Genomic DNA, 18,148 nt, shown 5'->3' on the forward strand with positions numbered 1-18,148 from the left:
TCAGGACACCTCGCGGCGCAGCGTCCGGAAGAGACCGGCGGCCAGCGGAAGGACCATCCAGACCAGCAGGGACACCACTATCCGCCCCCACTGCCCGCCGGTGACGGCGTCGCTGCTGAACAACGGTTCCATGGTCTTGCTGGTGTCCAGCCACTCGGACGGGCCGCGCAGAGGCTTGACCATCTCGCCGAGCACCCCCCAGAGGGTGGGCAGCAGGAGATAGCCGACGATCGCCAGCGGCGGGTTGAGCAGCAGCAGGCCGAAGGCGGCGCCCATCAGAACGCTTGTGACCTGGATGACCACCGCGTTCAGGACCAGCGACCAGTCGAACTCCCAGGTGCCCGCCCCGCCGGTGGCGGACGCCACGAGCGTGCCGATGGCGGCGACGGCGAGACTGGTCAGCACCGAGGCGAGCGCGGTCAGCGACACGGCGATCAGTTTAGCGACGACCACCCGTTCCCGGCGGGGCACCAGGGCGTAGGTGGTGAGGGCTGTCCGCTGCGACCACTCGCTGGTGATCGACAGGATGCCGAGCACCGGCAGCAGCACCGACACCGGCAGCAGCGAGGGGACGAAGAAATTGGGGAAGGTCTGTTCGGCGTCCTTCGCGTAGATCAGTTGCAGGGTGACGATCGCGGCGGTGACCAGAGCAATGGTGATCAGCAGCCAACGGCCGGCCCGGGTGTCGACGAGCTTGCGCACCTCCACTGCCGAGAGCCGGAGCAGCGACGGGCGGCGTACCGGAGTGTGGTGCCGGGGCGCGACGGCGCCGGCGGCGGGCGCGGTGGCGGTGGTCATCGGACGGCCTCCTTGGTGGATTCGCCGGCGGTCAGGGTGAGGAAGAGCTGTTCGAGGCCACCGCCGCTGGCGGGCCGCAGCTCGGCCAGCGCGACGCCGGCATCGGCGGCGGCCTGGCCGACCGCCTCGGCGTCGGCCTGCACGAGCAGCCCCTCGGAGCTGTCGGCGGCGCTCAATCCGGCCGTCTCCAGCGCGCGGCGCAGTGCCGCGTCGTCGCGGGCCCGGACCACGGTGCCGCCACCGGCCAGCAGCTCGTTCTTGTTGCCCTGGGCCACGATCCGGCCACCCCCGATCACCACCAGCCGGTCCGCGACCGCCTCCACCTCGCGCAGCAGGTGGGAGGAGAGCAGCACGGTGCCGCCCCGGTCGGCGAAGTGGCGCAGCAGGCCGCGCATCCAGAAGATCCCCTCCGGGTCCAGGCCGTTGGCCGGTTCGTCGAGGATCAGCACCCGAGGGTCGCCGAGCAGCGCCTGCGCCAGGCCGAGCCGCTGCCGCATGCCCAACGAGTACGCCCGTACCCGACGTTTCGCCGCCACCGCGTTCAACCCGACCAGGTCGAGCTTCGCGGCGACCTCGCGCCGGCTCAAACCCATGGTGTACGCGGACAGCGTCAACGCCTCGCGGCCGGTGCGCCCGGCGTGCTGGGCGGAGGCGTCCAGCAGCACGCCGACCTCCCGCCCCGGGTTGGGCAGCTCCCGGTACGGGTGCCCGGCGACGGTGGCGCGGCCGGCGCTCGGCGCGGTGAGCCCGCAGATCATCCGCATGGTGGTGGACTTGCCGGCGCCGTTGGGGCCGAGGAAGCCGGTGACGGTGCCCGGTTCGCACTGGAACGACACGTCGTCCACGGCCGGGTGTGGCCCGTATCGCTTGGTGAGGTTCTCGACCGTGATCATGCGAAAGAGCCTGCCCGCGTCGCCCAGCCATCCGCTGCGGCCACCGGTCGGTGCCGTGTCGCCCTTGGTCGACGTTCGGGTCTCGACTTTGGTAGCTGGTCGTGGTGCCCGTCGGCTGCCTAGCATGGGGCGGTGACCAGCCTCGCCGTCCCGGAGCATCCCTGGCTGCTGCCAGGGGAGCTGGTGGTGCCGGCCGAGCGTGGGCGGACGCGTCCGCGCCGCACCACCCGTGACTGGATCGTGGACAGCGTGGCGTTCCTGGTCTCGCTGCTCTGGGTGCTGTTCGTCACCGCGGACGCCCTGTCGCCGGATCCGGCGATGGCGATCCCGCTGCCGCACGACTGGATGACAGTCGGGGACGCGCTCATCGGCCTGGTCTGCGCGGGGCTGCTCTGGCTGCGCCGGCGGTGGCCGCTCGGGCTGTTGCTGGCCACCACACCGCTGACCATGTTCTCGATGGCCGCCGCCATCCCACTGGCGATCCTGTTCTTCACCGTCGTGGTGCATCGCCGGACCGCCATCGCGGTGGCGGTGACCGGCGCGGGTCTGATCACCAACCTGGTCTTCAGTTGGCTGCGTCCGGATCCGAACATGTCGTACTGGGCCAGCGCGTCGTGGGGTGTGGTGCTCACCTTCGCCGTGCTGGCCTGGGGGATGTTCGTCCGGGCTCGCCGGCAGTTGATCGTGTCGCTGCGCGAGCGCGCCGAGCGGGCCGAGGCCGAGCAGCAGCTCCGCGTCAGCCAGGCCCGCCACCTCGAACGCACCCGCATCGCCCGGGAGATGCACGACGTGCTGGCGCATCGGATCTCGCTGCTCAGCCTGCACGCGGGCGCGCTGGAGTTCCGCCCGGACGCGCCGCCGGACGAGGTGGCCCGCGCCGCCGGGGTGATCCGGGGCAGCGCGCACGCCGCCCTCCAGGACCTGCGAGAGGTGATCGGAGTGCTGCGGGCCGAGGGCAGCACCGACCGCGACGCCCCCGAGCCGCCGCAGCCCACTCTCGCCGACCTGCCCGCCCTGATCGCCGAGTCGCGGTCCGCCGGGGTACGGGTCAACGTCAGCGACACCGTAAACCGGGTGGGGGAGGTGCCGGCGGCGCTGGGCCGGGCCGCGTACCGGATCGTGCAGGAGGGGCTGACCAACGCCCGCAAGCACGCGGCCGGCGCGGCCGTCACCGTGGACGTGGCCGGCGGGCCGGGCGCTGGTCTGACCGTGGCGATCGGCAACCGGTGGCCGGTCGGCGCACCGCCCGGCGGCACGCTGCCCGGTGCCGGCACCGGCCTGGTGGGCATCACCGAGCGCGTCACGCTGGCCGGCGGCCGGCTGGCCTACGGCCGGGACGACGCGGGCGACTTCCGGCTGGCCGCCTGGCTGCCGTGGCCGGCATGACCGTGCCCGCCGATGCGCCGGGGCCTGCCGGTGCGCCGGGGTCCGCTGGTGCCGCCGGGCCGTCGGGCTCGGTCGGGCCGGAGTCGGCCGTGCCGTCGGTGCGCGTGTTGATCGTGGATGACGACGCCCTGGTCCGGGCCGGCCTCTCGATGATCCTCGGCGGCCTGCCGGACCTGACCGTGGTCGGTGAGGCGGCCGACGGCGGCGAGGTCCCGGCCGCCGTCGCCGCGTACGCCCCGGACGTGGTGCTGATGGACATCCGGATGCCCCGCGTGGACGGGTTGACCGCCACCGAGGCGCTGCGCGCCCAGCCGCACCCGCCGGAGGTGCTGGTGTTGACCACCTTCGACGCCGACGAGCAGGTGCTGCGGGCGCTGCGCGCCGGGGCGGCCGGATTCCTGCTCAAGGACACCGCGCCGGCGGAGATCGTGCACGCCGTACGACGGGTGGCAGCCGGCGAGGCGACGCTCTCCCCGACGGTGACCCGGAAGCTGATCGCCCACGTGACAGCCGGCACGCCCGTCCCGCCCGGTCCGGACCCGCGCCGGGAGCGGGCGCTGCGGTTGCTCAGCGGGCTCAGTGAACGGGAGCGGCAGGTGGCGGTCGCCCTCGGGCGAGGCCAGACCAACGCGGAGATCGCGGGAGAGCTGTTCATGAGTGTGGCGACGGTCAAGGCGTACGTCTCGCGGCTGCTGACCCGGCTCAACCTCAACAACCGGGTCCAGGTGGCCCTGCTCGTGCACGACGCCGGCCTGGCCTGAGCCACGCGGCCGGGATGCCCCGACACCATCTGTCGATCGCGACAACACGGATGAGGTTACACTCATTCTTGGTTGTTTCATTTTTGGTTGTGTCAGGGGTGGGTCATGGACGGCTTCGTCGGACGGGACCGTGAGCTTCAGCTCCTGAGCGGCATGCTCGCTCGGGTGCAACGGGGCGGCAGAGCTGGCCGACCAGGTCGCGCACTCCTCATGCGCGGTCGCCGACGGGTAGGCAAGTCCCGACTGGTCGAGGAGTTCGTGGAGCGGGCCGAGGTGCCGTACCTGTTCTTCACCGCCTCCGCGCAGCCCAGCGTCGCCGCCGACCTCGCTCTCTTCGTGGAGGAGGCGGCAGCCTCGACGCTGCCGGACGCACAGCTACTTCGCGAGCAGCAACCACAGACGTGGGATGCCGCCCTGAGCCTGCTCGCCGCCGCGCTGCCGGCCGACCGGCCGAGCGTCGTGGTCCTCGACGAGATGCCGTACCTCATCGCGGGTGACCCGGGCTTCGAGGGGACACTGCAGAAGATCTTCGATCGTGAGCTTTCCCGACGGCCGGTCCTGCTGATCTGTGTCGGATCGGACCTGGCGATGATGGAGGCCCTGAACGACTACGGCCGGCCGTTCCACCAGCGGGCAACCGAGATGGTCATCCCGCCGTTGAGCCCGGCCGACGTTCGCGACATGTTGGACCTGTCCGCCGCCGACGCGTTCGACGCCTACCTGGTGTCCGGTGGTTTGCCGCTGATCCTCGACGAGTGGCCGACCGGCGTGTCGGTGCATGACTATCTGGCCGACGCCGTACGGGATCCGACCTCGGCCCTGTTGGTCAGCGGCGAACGGGCGCTGGCTGCGGAGTTCCCGCCCCAGTCCCAGGCGGGCCTGGTGCTGCGGGCCATCGGCTCCGGTGAGCGGACCTTCTCGCTGATCTCCCGCGCGGCGGGGGATCTTCCGCAGGCGTCCCTCAACCGCGCCCTGCGCCTGCTGACGCAGAAGCGGGTCGTGGAGGTCGCCGTTCCGCTGTCCACCAGGCCGTCGCGGGAAACCCGGTACACGGTGGCTGATCCGTACCTGCGCTTCTGGCTGTCGTTCCTGGGGCCGCACCTCTCCGAGATCGAGCGGGGGCGGGGTGATCTGACCCTGGCCCGGATCCTTCGGTCCTGGACGTCCTGGCGGGGGCGGGCCATCGAACCTGTCGTTCGCGAGGCGCTGCGCCGTCTACCCAGCGAGCACCTGCCGGCGGAGGCAGCGACGGTCGGTGGCTATTGGACCCGGACAAACGATCCGGAAATAGACATAGTCGGTGCTGACCGGGAGCCCGTCGCGCGGCGCATCACCTTCGTCGGGTCGATCAAATGGCAGGAGAACCGGCCGTTCGACGCGCACGACCTCGGCCGGCTGCTCCTGCACCGGTCCCAGCTGCCCGGTGCCGACGAGTCGGTACCCACCCTTGCCGTGGCGCGCAGCGGCACCGCCGTCGACGGGCTACACGTTCTGTCGCCGGAGGATCTGCTTCGCGCGTATCGGGATTGAACTTTCGTCGGGTGCCGGCCGTACCCATTGCCGAGGATGTCGGTGCGGTGAGTCCGCCGTACCGCTGCCGAGCTGCGGGAGGCCTGCCGTGCGAGTTGGTGAGCAGTCGACGGATCCCATCGATCAGGTACTGGGGGAGGTGCCAATGCCGGCACCTCTGACCCCGGAGGACGTTCGGCTCGCGGTCCGGGCGGTGGTCGTGCACACCGCCGAGGAGTGGCCCACCGGGCCGCTGTGCCGCAACGACGGCGCCTCCTACCCGTGCCGCCTGCACCGCTGGGGACGACGGGTGTTGGAGACACACGGGCTCAATGAGCGGCAGATCGAGGCGGTGATCCGGCACGGCAACCCGTTCGTGCACGTGCCCTTCCCCTTCACGGCGACCGGGCCGTCGCGGCAGCAGACCGCGCGGGTCGTGCCGCCGGGGGCACGGTCCACCGTCGCTGGCCGGCCGGTGGCACCCCCCGTCACCGCGCCGCGCTGGCCCCGGGCGAGCTGAGCGCCCGCCCGACCCGGGACGACAGGACGCCGGCCCGACGCGGAGATCCCCTCCGCGTCGGGCCGACGTCACGCTGGGCGGACGGCTCAGTTGCCGACCCCGCAGTCCGGCGCCGACCAACTCGTCGTGTTCGAGCTGGAGTCGCTGTTGTTCTCTCGCCGCGAGTCGACGTGCACGTGGTCGTCGTGGTCGGGATAGCCCGGCCCGTAGATCCCACTGAAGCCGTTGTTGCGGGCACTGCGGGCGACCTGGCACAGCGAGGACGACCGCGCGGTGACGTCGGCCGCGTTGCCGTACAGGTGCTGGCTGTCGGACGCGCCGCCGACCTGGTTGTTGCAGGCCCGGCTGCGGAAGCCGCTGGACACGTCGAGTGGTTTGTCGCCGAGACTCTTGCGCATCGCCTCCAGCTTCCACATGGTGCGGAGCGCGTTCTGCCGGGTCTGGGCCGCCGAGAGCGGTCCACCGCTGTAACCGGACCCGCCGCACCCGTCGTCCATCTCGGTGAAGCTGAAGTGCGCGGGCGTGCAGTCGTTGTCCTGTAGCTGGTACAGCTTGGTGTAGGTCTGCGGGCCGGCGACGCCGTCGGCACGCAGCCCGTACGCCTGCTGGAACCGCTTGACCGCGGCGGCGGTCTTCGGTCCGTACTGGCCGTCGTTCTCCACGATGTCCCGGTAGCCGGCCCAGCCGGCGATCCGGATCTGCAACTGGCGGACATCGTCGCCCGAGCGTCCCTGGTACAGGTTGCGGTTCCAGGTGTAACAGCCGTCCGCGTGTGCCGCCGGCGCGGCGACCACCGTGGCGATTGCTGCCCCGGGCAGCGCCAGGGCGAATGCGACGGCGACTCGCTTCAAGGTGTTTACGCGCACAGAAGTCCTCCCGATAGGAGAGCGAATGGGGTGGCTCCAGGACATCGACCGAGAAGTCCCGCGATTTCCACCCTGACACTCATCGGGCCGGTTGGCGGTCGTTAACGAGAATCGTCCTCACAAACCGCCATCCCTGGGTATTGCCTGGGAATTGTGCTGATTTACGAAACAGCCATTCGTCACCGATCACCCCTGCTCCAACCAATCACGACAAGCACACCGAACGTCGCAATCAATCACACCGAGGGTGATGTTCCGCTGTCGGTGGCTGGCGGTAACGTCAGCCCGGGCGGGCGGACTGGCGGAGGTGCACGTGGCACGCGGTGGCGTCTTCTGTGTCGAGGGTCAGTGGCACCGGGACCTCAACGAGCGGGGTTCCGTGTTGCCCACCCTTGAGCTGCTGGAGCGACTGGGCAAGATCCGCTTCATCCACAAGGACGCGGCCACGCGCGACGAACTGTTCTACTTCCTGGACCGCTGGCTGCTCAAGCAGTACGCCGACCACCGGGTGGGCTTCTTCGCCATGCACGGCGAGCCGAGCCGCCTCTGCCTCACCGACTGGCAGTCCGTGGAGCTGAACGAGGTCGCCGACCTGATGGCCGGCCGCGCCGAGGGGCGGCGACTCTATTTCGGCAGCTGCTCGGTGCTGCGCGCCTCGGACGCGGTGTTGCGCGAGTTCCTGGAGGTCACCGGTGCCGCGCTGATCTGCGGTTTCAGCCGAGAAGTCGACTGGGTCGAATCGGCGGCGTTCGAAACCGTCCTGCTCGACGTGCTCGCCAACGGTCAGCGGCACAATGCCGCCGAGCTGCGGATGGGCTCCGCCCACTGGGCGCCGCTCGCCTCGTACCTCGGCTTCCGGGTGATCTACGCCAACGGTCGGGCCTGGCGCCCCTCCAGCCGCCCCCGGGTGCCCACCCAGGCGGCGCACCGCTCCGCGCCCCGCTGACCCGCCGTCGCCGCCGCCCTGGTAGGAACGGGGAATGGCGCGCAGCATCGCACAGAACACCCGGGTCGACCGGGACGGCCTGCTCGACTTCCTCCGGCCGCGACACCGCGTCGTGCTGATGACCACCCGGGCCGACGGCCGACCGCAGTCCTCCCCGGTCTCCGCGGGGATCGACGGACAGGGGCGGCTCGTGGTCTCCACCTACCCCGAGCGGGCCAAGGTGACGAACATCCGCCGCGACCCCCGGGTGTCGGCGTGCGTGCTCAGCGACGACTGGGACGGCCCCTGGGTGCAGATCGACGGCACCGCCGAGGTGCTCGACCTGCCCGAGGCGGTGGAGCCGCTCGTCGAGTACTTCCGCAGCATCTCCGGCGAGCACCCGGACTGGGACGACTACCGGGCGGCGATGGTGCGCCAGGGCAAGTCACTGATCCGCGTCACGATCGACGCCTGGGGCCCGATCGCCACCGGGGGCTTCCCCGCCCGCCTCGCCGACTGACCGCGCCCCGCCGCCCAGGTCAGTCGACCAGGGCGGAGTAGACGAGTTGGCGCAACTGGGAGCGCAGCGGGTAGGTGCTCGACGGCATCAGCTGGGCGAACAGCAGTGCGGTGACCTCCTCGGCCGGGTCCACCCAGAATGCGGTGCTGGCCACCCCACCCCAGTAGAACTCGCCGACGCTGCTCGGCACCCGGCTGGGGATCGGGTCCTCGACCACCGCGAAGCCGAGGCCGAAGCCGATCCCGTCCAGGGTCGTCTCGGCGAAGCCGCCGGTGGACAGCGTGCCCAGGTCCTGGCCACCCGGCAGGTGGTTGCGGGTCATGAACCGCACCGTGCGCGGCCCGAGCAGCCGAACCCCGTCCAGTTCCCCACCGCGCAGTAGCAGTTGGGTGAAGCGGTGGTAGTCGGCGGCGCTGGAGATCAGACCACCACCGCCGGAGAGCAGGGCCGGCTTGCGGTACGCGTGCGCCCCGAGGCTGTCGTGCCGAACGGCCCGGCCGCTGCGCGGGTCCGGTACGTAGAGCGCGGCCAGCCGCCCGGCGTCGTCGCCGTCCATCCACCAGCGGGTGTCGGTCATGCCCAGCGGGCCGAAGATCCGGTCGGCGAAGAACGCGTCGAGGCTCTGCCCGGAGATCACCTCGACGAGCCGGCCGAGCACGTCGGTGGCGACCGAGTAGCCCCAGGCGGTGCCGGGCTGGAACAGCAGCGGCAGCTCGCCGAAGGCCGCGCAGGCGCTGGCGAGATCGACGTCCTCCGGTGGGTGCAGGTCGAACCCGGCGGCCCGGTAGAGCCCGTCGACCACCGACGTCTGCAGGAAGCCGTACGTCAGACCGGCGGTGTGGGTGAGCAGGTGCCAGACCCGGATCGGCTCGATCGCCGGCACGGTGAACGGCTTGAGCGCCGACCCCTTCGAGTAGACCCGCAGGTCGGCGAACTCCGGCAACCAGCGGCTGATCTCGTCGGTCAGCTCGAACCGGCCCTCCTCCCACAGCATCATCGCCGCGACCGAGGTGACCGGCTTGGTCATCGAGTAGATCCGCCAGAGCGTGTCGGCCTCGACCGGTGCGCCCGACTCCCGGTCGGCCAGCCCGTACGTCGAGGAGTGCGCCACCTCGCCCCGACGGGTGACCACCACCTGCCAGCCGGCCAGCCGGCCGTCGTCGACGTACCTGGCGAAGTGCTCGTCGATCCGCGCCAACCGCGTCGGGTCGAAACCGATCTGATCCGGGTCCGTGCTCTGAGCCACACTCACGTCGCCGAACCTACTAGCCGGTACGCCGGCACCGGAAGGGGGCCGCCACCAGCGACGCCGGCCCGTCGGCTGTCGGTGGTGGCCACTAGCCTGGCCGGATGCCGGAGCTGACCGAGAACGCGACCTTCCGCAACGAGGACTGGTACGGCGACGAGCTCGTCGACAGGCACTTCGCGGGTTGCGAGTTCTTCGACGTGGACCTGACGGAGGCGGTGAGCCGCGGCGCGGTCTTCACCGGCTGCACGTTCGGCAACGTGCAGTTCAACGCGTCCCGGCACGTCGACTCGGCCTTCACCCGCTGCGTCTTCCGGCGGTGCAACTTCTTCGAGGCCGAGTTCACCGGCTGCAAGCTGATCGGCAGCACCTTCGTCGAGTGCGACCTGCGTCCGATGACGGTGGACGGCGGTGACTGGTCCTTCGTCGCGCTGCCCGGTGCCGACCTGCGCGGCGTCCGGCTGACCGGGGTGCGGATGCGCGAGGCCGACCTGACCAGGGCCAATCTCACCGGCGCCACCGTCACCGGCGTCGATCTTTCCGGCGCGCTGCTGCTCAACGTCCGGCTCGGCGGCGCCGACCTGCGCGGCAGCGACCTCACCGCGCTCGACCCGACGGTCGTCGAGCGGGACGGCGCCATCGTCGACGCCGAGCAGGCCATCGTCATCGCGCAGGTGCTCGGGTTCCGGATCGGCTGACGCGAGGGGCACCGACGGTCCAGCCGGTACGCCGTGCGCGCAAGGCGGGGCGTCCGGCAGCGTCCGGCTGCGGGGCTGGACACGTCCGCCGGTCCGGATCTAGCGTGTCGTCCACACCGGTGCAAACGTGAAACGACCCACAGTGGACGGCGCGGCGCGCGACGGTCGATGGCAGCCGGGCGGTGGAGGTGGAGGGTCGGTGACGGACGACGACCACACGAGGACGCAGACCCGCACCGGGCTGCGCCGGGTCGCCCGTGCCCGGCAGCGGCGGCGTTGGGCGGTGGAGGGGGTCGCCGTACTCGTCTGCCTGGTGCTGTTGGTCTCGTACCTCGCCAGCCGGTCCGACCCGGAGTCCGGCGACGACCAGGCGGGCCGCGCGGGAGAGGTGCCTGCCGGCGCCGCCCGTTCCGCCGCTCACCCGGCCACCGACGGGCGCACCGGCGAAGCGGGGCCGGCGATGCCGGGCCTGCGTCCGCGTCAGCGCCCACCCTCGCCCGATCCGACACCCGCCACGAGCGCGCCCGTCGCACCTCCCGCATCTCCCGCGCCTCCCGCGTCACCCGGGTCCCCGGTGCTGTCGATGACCCAGGGGGAGATGCCTGCCGAGGTCGACCTCACCGCCGTGGGCACCCGGGACTGGATGCACTGGGGGCCGCGCGGGGGCAACTCGACGGTCCGCAAGAACTCCGGCTCCGGGGAGATCATCGACGCGGGTGGTGTCGGCACGCGGGTCGGCTGGGACGGCAACCAGGAGTACGTCCGCTGGTCCGACGGCTCGTCGCAGCGGTCGACGAACGGCACCTCCAACGGCGTCTACACCTGCGGTGCCGGCAACGGGTTCACCCTCGCCGTCGCCGGCAGCGGTGAACCGCGCACGGTGCAGGTCTACGGCGGCACCTGGATGGCTCGGGGTCGGCTGGAAGCACGCCTGTCCACCGGTGGGACCGCCCGCACCGCCGTGCTGGAGGACCCGTACACCAGTCGGAGCGCCCAGTTCACCGTCCGGTTCGCCGCGCCGAAGAACGCCCGACTGCTGCTGACCTGGACCGTTGACAAGGTCTTCACCCCGCACTGCGGCAACGTCGGCCTCCAGGCCGTGGCGGTGCGCTGACCGGTCGATCGCACCTCGGGACAGTTTGTCCGTCGCGCACCGTCGAGGAGGCCGTAACTTTCTGCTGTCCCCATCCAACTATCCAGTGTGGAGGCAGCGGAGATGAGCAGCAGCACCGCCCACCGCGTCCGTCGCGCCGTTACGTCCGGTGCCGATGAAGCGCCCGGGGAGGTGCTCCGCGACATTCCCCTGCCGCCGTACGTGACCGGCGAGGACACCCAGTTCGCGGTGCGGGCGGTGGTGGTGCACGCCCCGCAGCGGTGGTCCGGAGGAGTGGTCTGCCGCAACGACGCCAGCCCGCACCCGTGCCGCCTGCACCGTTGGGGCACCCGGGTGCTCGCCCTGCGCGGGCTGCGGGCCGCCGACATCGACGCGCTGATCGAGCGCGGCGACCCGGCGGCGGTGGTCCCTCCACCGGACCGCCCGGCCTGACCGTGCGACGGGCCGGGAGGCGTGGATGCGCCTCCCGGCGCCCGCTCAGCAGGTGATCGGCTTGACCCAGGAGCACTCGACGCCCTCCGGGTTCCCGGGCGTCTCCGGCACCGCAGGCGGTGCCATCCGCGCCGTGGTGGCCGCCACGTCCTCGCGGTATCCCGCCAACGCCACGGCGATCTGGTCCTCCAACGGCTTGACCGACGCCGTCAGGTAGTTGTTCAGCAGGATGGAGAACGCCAACAGTCGGCCGTCGGCGCTCGTGACGTAGCCGGAAAGGCCCGAGACACCTGTCAGACTCCCGGTCTTGGCATGCACGTTGCCCGCCGCGGGCGTGTTTGCCATCCGGCTGCGCAGGGTGCCGCCGACGAACCGATCGGGTTGCCCGGCGATCGGCAGTGCCGAATACCAGGTGGCGAACCACGGTTCGGTGCGGACGGCGCTCAGCAGGTCGACGAACTCCGTCGCGGGGACCAGGTTGCGCCGGGACAGCCCGGACCCGTCGCGCTGGCGCAGTTTCCCGGTGTCCACACCGGAGTCGGCCACGTACTCGCTGATCGCGGTCAGTCCGGCCGTCCAGGTGCCCGACCCGGACCGGACCCGTCCGATCTCCTTGGTCAACACCTCGGCGTGGCCGTTGTTGGAGAGTTTGAGGAACGGCGTCATCAGCTCACCCAGACTCATCGACTCGTGCCGCGCCACCGGGTCGGCCGTCTCCGGGGTGGACTGGCCGAGCACGGTCCGGCCGAGCACCCGGACGCCGTGCCGGTGCAGCGCCGCCCGGAACACGTCGGCCGCGTACCCGGCGGGCTCCTCGACGGTCACCCAGTCGCTGGCGGGACTGCCCCCGACGGCGATCTGGCCGGTCACCACGACTGTGTTGTCGCCGTGCTCGCGCTCGATCGAGATCGAGGTCGTGCCCTCGGCGACCGTGCGGGCCCGGTTGTCGATGCGCAGGTACGCGGTGGGCGGGGTGGTGCTGATCTCCGGTGCGGCGCCGGCTCGGGCTGCCGGGGCGGCGTGCACGATCACGGTGCCCGCGTCGTAGTCGGTGCTCGGCGCGACGGTCAGCGCGGACACCTGGGCGGCGTAGTAGTAGGGCTCGTCGTCCCAGGTCCAGTCGGGGCCGAGCCGGGTGCGGTCGTAGCGGGTGTCGTCGGCGACCAGGTTGCCGGCGACCACCCGCACGCCGTCGGCGGCGACCTGCGCGGCGAGCGCGTCGTAGTCCGTGGCGAGCATCGTCGGATCACCTCCGCCGCGAAGGTAGAGGTTGCCGGAGAGCAGGCCCGCGCGGCGCTTGCCGGTGGCGCGTACGTCGGTGCTGAAGCGGTGTCCCGGGCCGAGCAGCTCGAGGGCCGCCGTCGAGGTCAGCAGCTTGGTGTTCGAGGCCGGGATCAGTCGACGGTCACCGTTGCGGTCGTAGAGCGTCTGGCCGGTGCTGGTGTCGACCACGACCACCGATGTCTGCGCCCCGGCAAGCCGGGCGTCGGCGAGGATCGTGTCGATTGTGGCGTTCAGTCGGGTCGTCGCGGGCGTGGGCGACTCGGCCGTGGCGCCGGGCGCTCCGGCGGTGGCCGCGACGGCGACGAGCGTGAGCAGCGCGAGAGCCCGAGGAAAGTGACGGCGATGCATGCGCCGATGCTGTCATGAGGTGTATTCGCCGGAGAAGGGCCTCGGGGCGGGTCCTCGCCGACCCGAACTACGTCGGTCGGCCGACCGACTTGTCGTGACCACCCCAGTAGTGCCGCTGCGCACCCATCACCAACGGTGCGACAAGCGCGGCGAGCGCCCCGCCGAGCAGCGGGAAGACGATGAACACCCAGAGCTGCCGCAACGCCACACCACCCTCGAAGACCGCCGGGCCGAACGCGCGAGCCGGGTTGACCGCGGCGCCGGTCAGCGTCACGCCCACCAGTTGGGTCGCGGCGAGAGCCAACCCGATGGCCAGACCCGCGGTGCCCGGATTCTCGCTACGACTGGTCACCACCAGGACGACAAGCACGAAAAGGAAGGTCAGGATGACCTCCAGCACGGCTGCGCCTCCCCGGTTGATGTGCGCGCCGTAACCGTTCGTGCCCAACGCCCCGGTCTGGTCCGCGACGTCGCCCCAGCGGGTCAACGCCCAGAGCACGAAGGCCGCCACTGTCGCGCCGACGAACTGCGCGATCCAGTACGCCACGGCACCGATCGCCGAGATCTTCCCGGAGAGCAGCACACCGAGCGTCACCGCCGGATTGACGTGGCTCCCGGACAGGGGGCCGATCGTGTAGACGAGGGCGACCATCACGAAGCCGAAGGCCAGAGCGACCACCACCACGCCACCCTGGACCCGCGCGGCGACGGCACTGCCGACCCCGAAGAAGACCAGCAGCAGGGTCCCGAGGAACTCGGCCGCGTACCGACGAAAGTCGCTCATGAACTCAGCGTAAGCGCAGGCCAGATGGCTGTTACCGGAATGGCCGGCCCCGCTGGTCCGGCGTGCGCCGGCCGTCGGTGTGATCGTCACCGAGGTGGCCCCCGGCCCCCGCTCTCGACTGACCTGGCTCTATTTGACGGATGCTCCGCCAGCGGGCACGGTGGTGGTGAAGGGGCCGTCAGCTGCCCCGATTCCATGCGACGGCGACGACCGTTCGCCCTCCTGTCGCCTCCCACGTGCGCTCGTACGCGAGCCGACCGTCCGGTCTGCGCATCATTGCGACCGCGAGCCGAGAATCCACGAGGAGTTCCGAAATGCTCACCATGACCGACAACGCCGTGCTCGTCATCCGTGACCTCGCCAACCAGCAGGACGTCGCCCAGGACGGCGGCGTACGCATCGCCGCCGACACCGAGGCGGGCTCCCTGACCGTCGAGTTGGTGCCCGAGCCGGTGCAGGGCGATCGTGTGGTCGACAACCAGGGCGCCCGGATCTTCCTGGACGAGGACGCCGCCGAGTTGCTCGGTGACGCCTCGGTGGACGCCACCGTCGACGACGAGGGCGTCATCCAGTTCGGCTTCACCGAGCGGCAGTAGGCGCGGCCCGGCGGGTCGGAATTCGGCTGCTCGGGCGTCGGCCCGGCGACTACGCTGCCGCGGTGCCCCCGCCAGCCCACCGGTACCGGTCCACCGACGAGGACAGCGCCCGCTGGACGGGATTCCCGTTCCGCGACGGCGACATCGTGATCAGCACCCGGTCCAAGAGCGGTACGACCTGGATGCAGATGATCTGCGCGCTCCTGGTGCTGGGCACTCCGGAGCTGCCGGCGCCGCTGACCGTGCTGTCACCGTGGCTGGACTGGTTGGTCGAACCACGCGACGACGTGTTCGACCGGCTGGCCGCGCAACCGCACCGACGGTTCATCAAGACGCACACCCCGCTGGACGGCGTGCCGCTCGATCCTCGGGTGCACTACGTGGTGGTGGCCCGGCACCCCCTGGACCTGGCGGTGTCCCTCTATCACCAGGCGGGCAACCTGGACCCGGTGCGCCTCGCCGAGCTGACCGGCGCGCCCGCCCCGACCGGGCCGCCCCGGACAGCGCTGCCGTTGGAGCAGTGGCTGCCGAGCTGGGTCGACCGGGAGGTGGATCCGCGCGCCGACCTGGACTCGCTGCCCGGGGTGATGCTGCACCTGAGCGACGCCTGGGCCCGCCGGCACGAGCCGAACATCGAGCTGGTGCACTACGACGACCTGCTTGCCGACCTGGGCGGTGAGATGCGTCGGCTCGCCCAACGGTGGGGCATCGCGGTCCCACCGGAACGCTGGTCCGAGCTGGTCGAGGCGGCCACCTTCGGGCGGATGCGGGCGCGGGCGGACCGGCTCGCCCCGGACACGCTCGGCGTGCTGCGCGACCGGCAGCAGTTCTTCCGCCAGGGCACCTCGGGCCAGGGCCGCAACCTGCTGGACTCGGCCGGGCAGGCTCGATATCAGGAGCGGGCGGCGGCGCTGGCCCCGCCCGACCTGCTGCGCTGGCTGCACCGCTAGGCGCACACGAGCGCGCGGCGCCGTCCTCGACAGGGTCGGAACGTCGCCGCGCTCTGGCCGTCTCCCACCACCGCAGCCGTTCGGCGGTACGCCGGCGGGGACCTGGCTCGACCGGCTGTTCGTGCCGGTCCGGTGTCTCGATCCCCGGTCCGGTGGGATCCAAACCCTCCGACCGTGGGGAATTCCACAATTCGCCAGTCCCGGCAGCGTGCAGGGCCAGTTGCCGCCCCGCAACTCCCCTGCGTGGCGCGCCGATGAACGGGGTATGAGCGTGGGCATGGAACATTTCACTATCGCGACCGTTGCCGAGAAGAGTCCGGATTTCCGGCGGGTGCTGTGGACCGGCGAGCACAGCCAGTTGGTCATCATGACCATCCCCGAGGGCGGGGAGATCGGCGAAGAGGTGCACGAGGACGTCGACCAGATCCTGACCTTCGTCAGTGGCGTCGGTGAGGCCCGGGTCGCCGGCTCGAAGCGGAAGGTCGTCTCCGGCGACCTGGTGGTCGTGCCGGCCGGCACCAAGCACAACTTCGTCAACACCGGCCCCAACCCGCTGGTGCTGTACACGGTCTACGGCCCCGCCGAGCACGCCGACAAGGCAGTCCACCGGACCAAGGAGGAGGCCGACGCGGCCGAGGAGGCCGGCAAGGACGAGCCGCCGACCGACTGAGCGGTTGGGCAACGGTCTGATCCGGGCCGATGCGGGTACCCGCGGCGGGTGGAGCAGCAGCCGGCGATCTCCGACTACGGATTCCTCTCGGACTCCCGTTCGGGTGCCCTGGTCGGCAAGGACGGCTCGGTCGACTGGTGGTGTCCGCACCGGTTCGACGGGGCCTCCGTGTTCGGGCGGCTGCTCGACCCGACCGCCGGGCACTTCCGGCTCGCACCGGTTGGCGCCGGTGGCCCGGGGCACCGGGTGGAGCGCGCGTACCGGCCGGGCACGTTGGTGCTGCGCACGGTGCACCACACGCCGCACGGCAGCGTGGCGGTCACCGACGCGCTCGCCGCCGAGATCGGCGCCCGCGCCCACGAGCTGGGGATGAACTCGCCCGCCGTGCTGCTCCGGGTGGTCGAGGGGCTGTCCGGGCGAGTCCGGATGGAGCTGGATTTCGCGCCCCGACCGGAGTACGGCCTGCTCACGCCGTACCTGCACGAGCAGCCGGACGGCGGGGTGCTGGCCGGCGCCGGCCCGGTGGTGCTGGTGCTGCGCGCGCCGGGCCTGCGCCTGCGGGCGGGCCGCGACCGGGTGACGCACGAGTTCGAGGTGTCCACCGGTCAGGTGGTCGGGGTGGACGTGGCGTTCGGTGCCGCGTACGGCGACCCTCCGGCCCGGCTGGATCCGGTAACCGCGCTCGCCGAGACGACGCAGGCCTGGGACGCGTACCGGGACGTGCACGAGTACTCCGGCCGGTACCCCGATCTCGTCCGGCACAGCGCGACGGTCCTGACCGGCCTCACGTACGCCCGCAGCGGTGCGGTCGCCGCGGCGCTGACCACGTCGTTGCCGGAGCGGATCGGCGGCGACCGCAACTACGACTACCGCTACTCCTGGCTGCGGGACTTCTCGTTGACCATGCGCGCGCTCTGGGTGGCGGCCTGCCCGGACGAGGCGTCCCGGCTGTTCGCCTGGGCGTCGCGCTCGATCGGCCGGATCGGCGACGAACCGGTGCCGGTGCTCTTCGGGCTGGAGGGCGAGCGTGACCTCTCCGAGCACCCCTGTCAGCACCTGCGCGGATACCGCGGCAGCGGGCCGGTCCGGATCGGCAACGACGCCTGGCGGCAGCGGCAACTCGACGTGCCGGGTGAGGTGATCTCGGCCGTGTGGCGGCTGCGCGACTATCTCGGTGCGCCGTTCGAGGGCGAGTTGCGGGAGATGGTGCTCGGATTGACCGAGCAGGTGGCGGCGACGTGGCACCTGCCGGACCGGGGCATGTGGGAGACCCGCGACGAGGAGCGCCACTACCTGTCGTCCAAGGTGATCTGCTGGCTGACCCTGGACCGGGCGGTGGGACTCGCCGACCGGCTCGGCGAGGGGGCGGACCCGCAGCGCTGGGCGCGGGTGCGCGACGAGATCCGCGAGACCGTGCTGCGCGAGGGGTGGAACGACCGGATCGGGGCGTTCACCGGTGCCTTCGGGTCGGCGGAGCTGGACGCCTCCGCGCTGACCCTGCCCGTGGCGCACTTCCTGCCCGCGACCGACCCGCGGATGCGCTCGACGATGGAGATGGTGGAGCGGGAACTGGGCACGGACGGCGGGCTGGTCCGACGATGGTCGACCGACCCGGGCGGGTTTCTGCTGTGTTCGTTCTGGCTGGTGGAGTGCCTGGTCATGGCGGGCGAGCCGGAGCGGGCCGAGGCGCTGTTCGAGCGGGTGGTGGGGTACGCCAACGACGTGGGGTTGTTCAGCGAGCAGATCGACCTGACCAGTGGGGAGCAGCTCGGCAACACCCCGCAGGCGCTCTCCCACGTCGGGCTGATCAACGCGGCCTGGCGGTTGACCGCGCCGGACAGCTACTGA

General features: G+C 71.5%; 19 protein-coding genes. 13 read left to right on the forward strand and 6 right to left on the reverse strand.

Features of this window, described 5'->3' with window-relative positions; translation table 11 throughout:
• Together AB0C01_RS26965 and AB0C01_RS26970 are read right to left on the reverse strand one after the other, a co-directional pair.
• Entirely contained in the window at positions 1 to 798 is a 798-nt protein-coding gene (locus tag AB0C01_RS26965; protein ID WP_357242283.1) for an ABC transporter permease, read from the reverse strand.
• Positions 795 to 1,691 carry an ATP-binding cassette domain-containing protein gene (locus tag AB0C01_RS26970; protein ID WP_357572457.1) on the reverse strand — a complete coding sequence of 299 codons (897 nt, stop codon included), beginning with the start codon at positions 1,689 to 1,691 and terminating at the stop codon, positions 795 to 797. The genes AB0C01_RS26965 and AB0C01_RS26970 overlap by 4 nt, the downstream gene beginning before the upstream one ends.
• 132 nt (positions 1,692 to 1,823) lie before the next feature.
• Between AB0C01_RS26970 and AB0C01_RS26975 the strand changes: the two genes are divergently transcribed.
• From AB0C01_RS26975 to AB0C01_RS26990, 4 genes are all read left to right on the forward strand, one after another.
• Positions 1,824 to 3,077, forward strand: a complete 1,254-nt coding sequence (locus tag AB0C01_RS26975) for a histidine kinase (protein WP_357572458.1) — start codon at positions 1,824 to 1,826, stop codon at positions 3,075 to 3,077.
• Positions 3,056 to 3,838 (forward strand): response regulator transcription factor, encoded by a 783-nt coding sequence (locus AB0C01_RS26980; RefSeq protein ID WP_357572479.1) that lies wholly within the window; start codon positions 3,056 to 3,058, stop codon positions 3,836 to 3,838. Before AB0C01_RS26975 ends, AB0C01_RS26980 begins: the two co-directional genes overlap by 22 nt.
• Positions 3,839 to 3,943: 105 nt before the next feature.
• Positions 3,944 to 5,368 (forward strand): DUF234 domain-containing protein, encoded by a 1,425-nt coding sequence (locus AB0C01_RS26985; RefSeq protein WP_357242291.1) that lies wholly within the window; start codon positions 3,944 to 3,946, stop codon positions 5,366 to 5,368.
• A 145-nt stretch (positions 5,369 to 5,513) separates the two neighbouring features.
• On the forward strand, positions 5,514 to 5,867 hold the full coding sequence (locus tag AB0C01_RS26990) for a hypothetical protein (protein WP_357242294.1): 354 nt from the start codon (positions 5,514 to 5,516) through the stop codon (positions 5,865 to 5,867).
• A gap of 86 nt (positions 5,868 to 5,953) precedes the next feature.
• Here the strand turns inward: AB0C01_RS26990 and AB0C01_RS26995 are convergent, their stop codons facing one another.
• Complete coding sequence (locus tag AB0C01_RS26995; protein WP_357242297.1) at positions 5,954 to 6,733, reverse strand: D-Ala-D-Ala carboxypeptidase family metallohydrolase; 780 nt, start codon at positions 6,731 to 6,733, stop codon at positions 5,954 to 5,956.
• Between the two features lie 313 nt (positions 6,734 to 7,046).
• On the opposite strand from AB0C01_RS26995, the gene AB0C01_RS27000 reads away from it, so the two are divergent.
• Together AB0C01_RS27000 and AB0C01_RS27005 are read left to right on the forward strand one after the other, a co-directional pair.
• Positions 7,047 to 7,679, forward strand: coding sequence for a hypothetical protein (locus AB0C01_RS27000; protein WP_357242300.1), 633 nt, complete (start codon positions 7,047 to 7,049; stop codon positions 7,677 to 7,679).
• 34 nt (positions 7,680 to 7,713) lie between these two features.
• Positions 7,714 to 8,178, forward strand: a complete 465-nt coding sequence (locus AB0C01_RS27005; RefSeq protein ID WP_357242303.1) for a PPOX class F420-dependent oxidoreductase — start codon at positions 7,714 to 7,716, stop codon at positions 8,176 to 8,178.
• A gap of 19 nt (positions 8,179 to 8,197) precedes the next feature.
• On the opposite strand, the gene AB0C01_RS27010 is transcribed toward AB0C01_RS27005, so the two are convergent.
• The gene (locus tag AB0C01_RS27010) at positions 8,198 to 9,430 is read right to left on the reverse strand and encodes a serine hydrolase domain-containing protein (RefSeq protein ID WP_357572459.1); all 1,233 of its coding nucleotides are present in this window, start codon (positions 9,428 to 9,430) and stop codon (positions 8,198 to 8,200) included.
• A 98-nt stretch (positions 9,431 to 9,528) separates the two neighbouring features.
• On the opposite strand from AB0C01_RS27010, the gene AB0C01_RS27015 reads away from it, so the two are divergent.
• The 3 genes from AB0C01_RS27015 to AB0C01_RS27025 all read left to right on the forward strand — a co-directional run bounded on the left by AB0C01_RS27015 (position 9,529) and on the right by AB0C01_RS27025 (position 11,668).
• Positions 9,529 to 10,122 (forward strand): pentapeptide repeat-containing protein, encoded by a 594-nt coding sequence (locus AB0C01_RS27015; RefSeq protein WP_357572460.1) that lies wholly within the window; start codon positions 9,529 to 9,531, stop codon positions 10,120 to 10,122.
• A 199-nt stretch (positions 10,123 to 10,321) separates the two neighbouring features.
• Positions 10,322 to 11,236: a hypothetical protein gene (locus AB0C01_RS27020; protein WP_357242312.1), complete on the forward strand. Its 915-nt coding sequence runs from the start codon at positions 10,322 to 10,324 to the stop codon at positions 11,234 to 11,236.
• A 102-nt stretch (positions 11,237 to 11,338) separates the two neighbouring features.
• The gene (locus tag AB0C01_RS27025; protein ID WP_357242315.1) at positions 11,339 to 11,668 is read left to right on the forward strand and encodes a hypothetical protein; all 330 of its coding nucleotides are present in this window, start codon (positions 11,339 to 11,341) and stop codon (positions 11,666 to 11,668) included.
• Between the two features lie 45 nt (positions 11,669 to 11,713).
• Here the strand turns inward: AB0C01_RS27025 and dacB are convergent, their stop codons facing one another.
• Entirely contained in the window at positions 11,714 to 13,300 is a 1,587-nt protein-coding gene (gene dacB / locus AB0C01_RS27030) for a D-alanyl-D-alanine carboxypeptidase/D-alanyl-D-alanine-endopeptidase (protein ID WP_357242318.1), read from the reverse strand.
• A gap of 67 nt (positions 13,301 to 13,367) precedes the next feature.
• Positions 13,368 to 14,084, reverse strand: coding sequence for an aquaporin (locus AB0C01_RS27035; RefSeq protein ID WP_357242321.1), 717 nt, complete (start codon positions 14,082 to 14,084; stop codon positions 13,368 to 13,370).
• A gap of 314 nt (positions 14,085 to 14,398) precedes the next feature.
• Here AB0C01_RS27035 and AB0C01_RS27040 point away from each other — a divergent pair, with 314 nt between their 5' ends.
• From AB0C01_RS27040 to AB0C01_RS27055, 4 genes are all read left to right on the forward strand, one after another.
• The gene (locus AB0C01_RS27040; RefSeq protein WP_355032899.1) at positions 14,399 to 14,680 is read left to right on the forward strand and encodes an adhesin; all 282 of its coding nucleotides are present in this window, start codon (positions 14,399 to 14,401) and stop codon (positions 14,678 to 14,680) included.
• Between the two features lie 62 nt (positions 14,681 to 14,742).
• On the forward strand, positions 14,743 to 15,630 hold the full coding sequence (locus tag AB0C01_RS27045) for a sulfotransferase domain-containing protein (RefSeq protein ID WP_357572461.1): 888 nt from the start codon (positions 14,743 to 14,745) through the stop codon (positions 15,628 to 15,630).
• A gap of 277 nt (positions 15,631 to 15,907) precedes the next feature.
• Complete coding sequence (locus AB0C01_RS27050) at positions 15,908 to 16,300, forward strand: cupin domain-containing protein (protein WP_357242327.1); 393 nt, start codon at positions 15,908 to 15,910, stop codon at positions 16,298 to 16,300.
• Positions 16,301 to 16,348: 48 nt separating this feature from the next.
• The gene (locus AB0C01_RS27055) at positions 16,349 to 18,148 is read left to right on the forward strand and encodes a glycoside hydrolase family 15 protein (protein WP_357572462.1); all 1,800 of its coding nucleotides are present in this window, start codon (positions 16,349 to 16,351) and stop codon (positions 18,146 to 18,148) included.

This window comes from Micromonospora sp. NPDC048905, from assembly GCF_040649655.1.
Lineage (GTDB): Bacteria > Actinomycetota > Actinomycetes > Mycobacteriales > Micromonosporaceae > Micromonospora.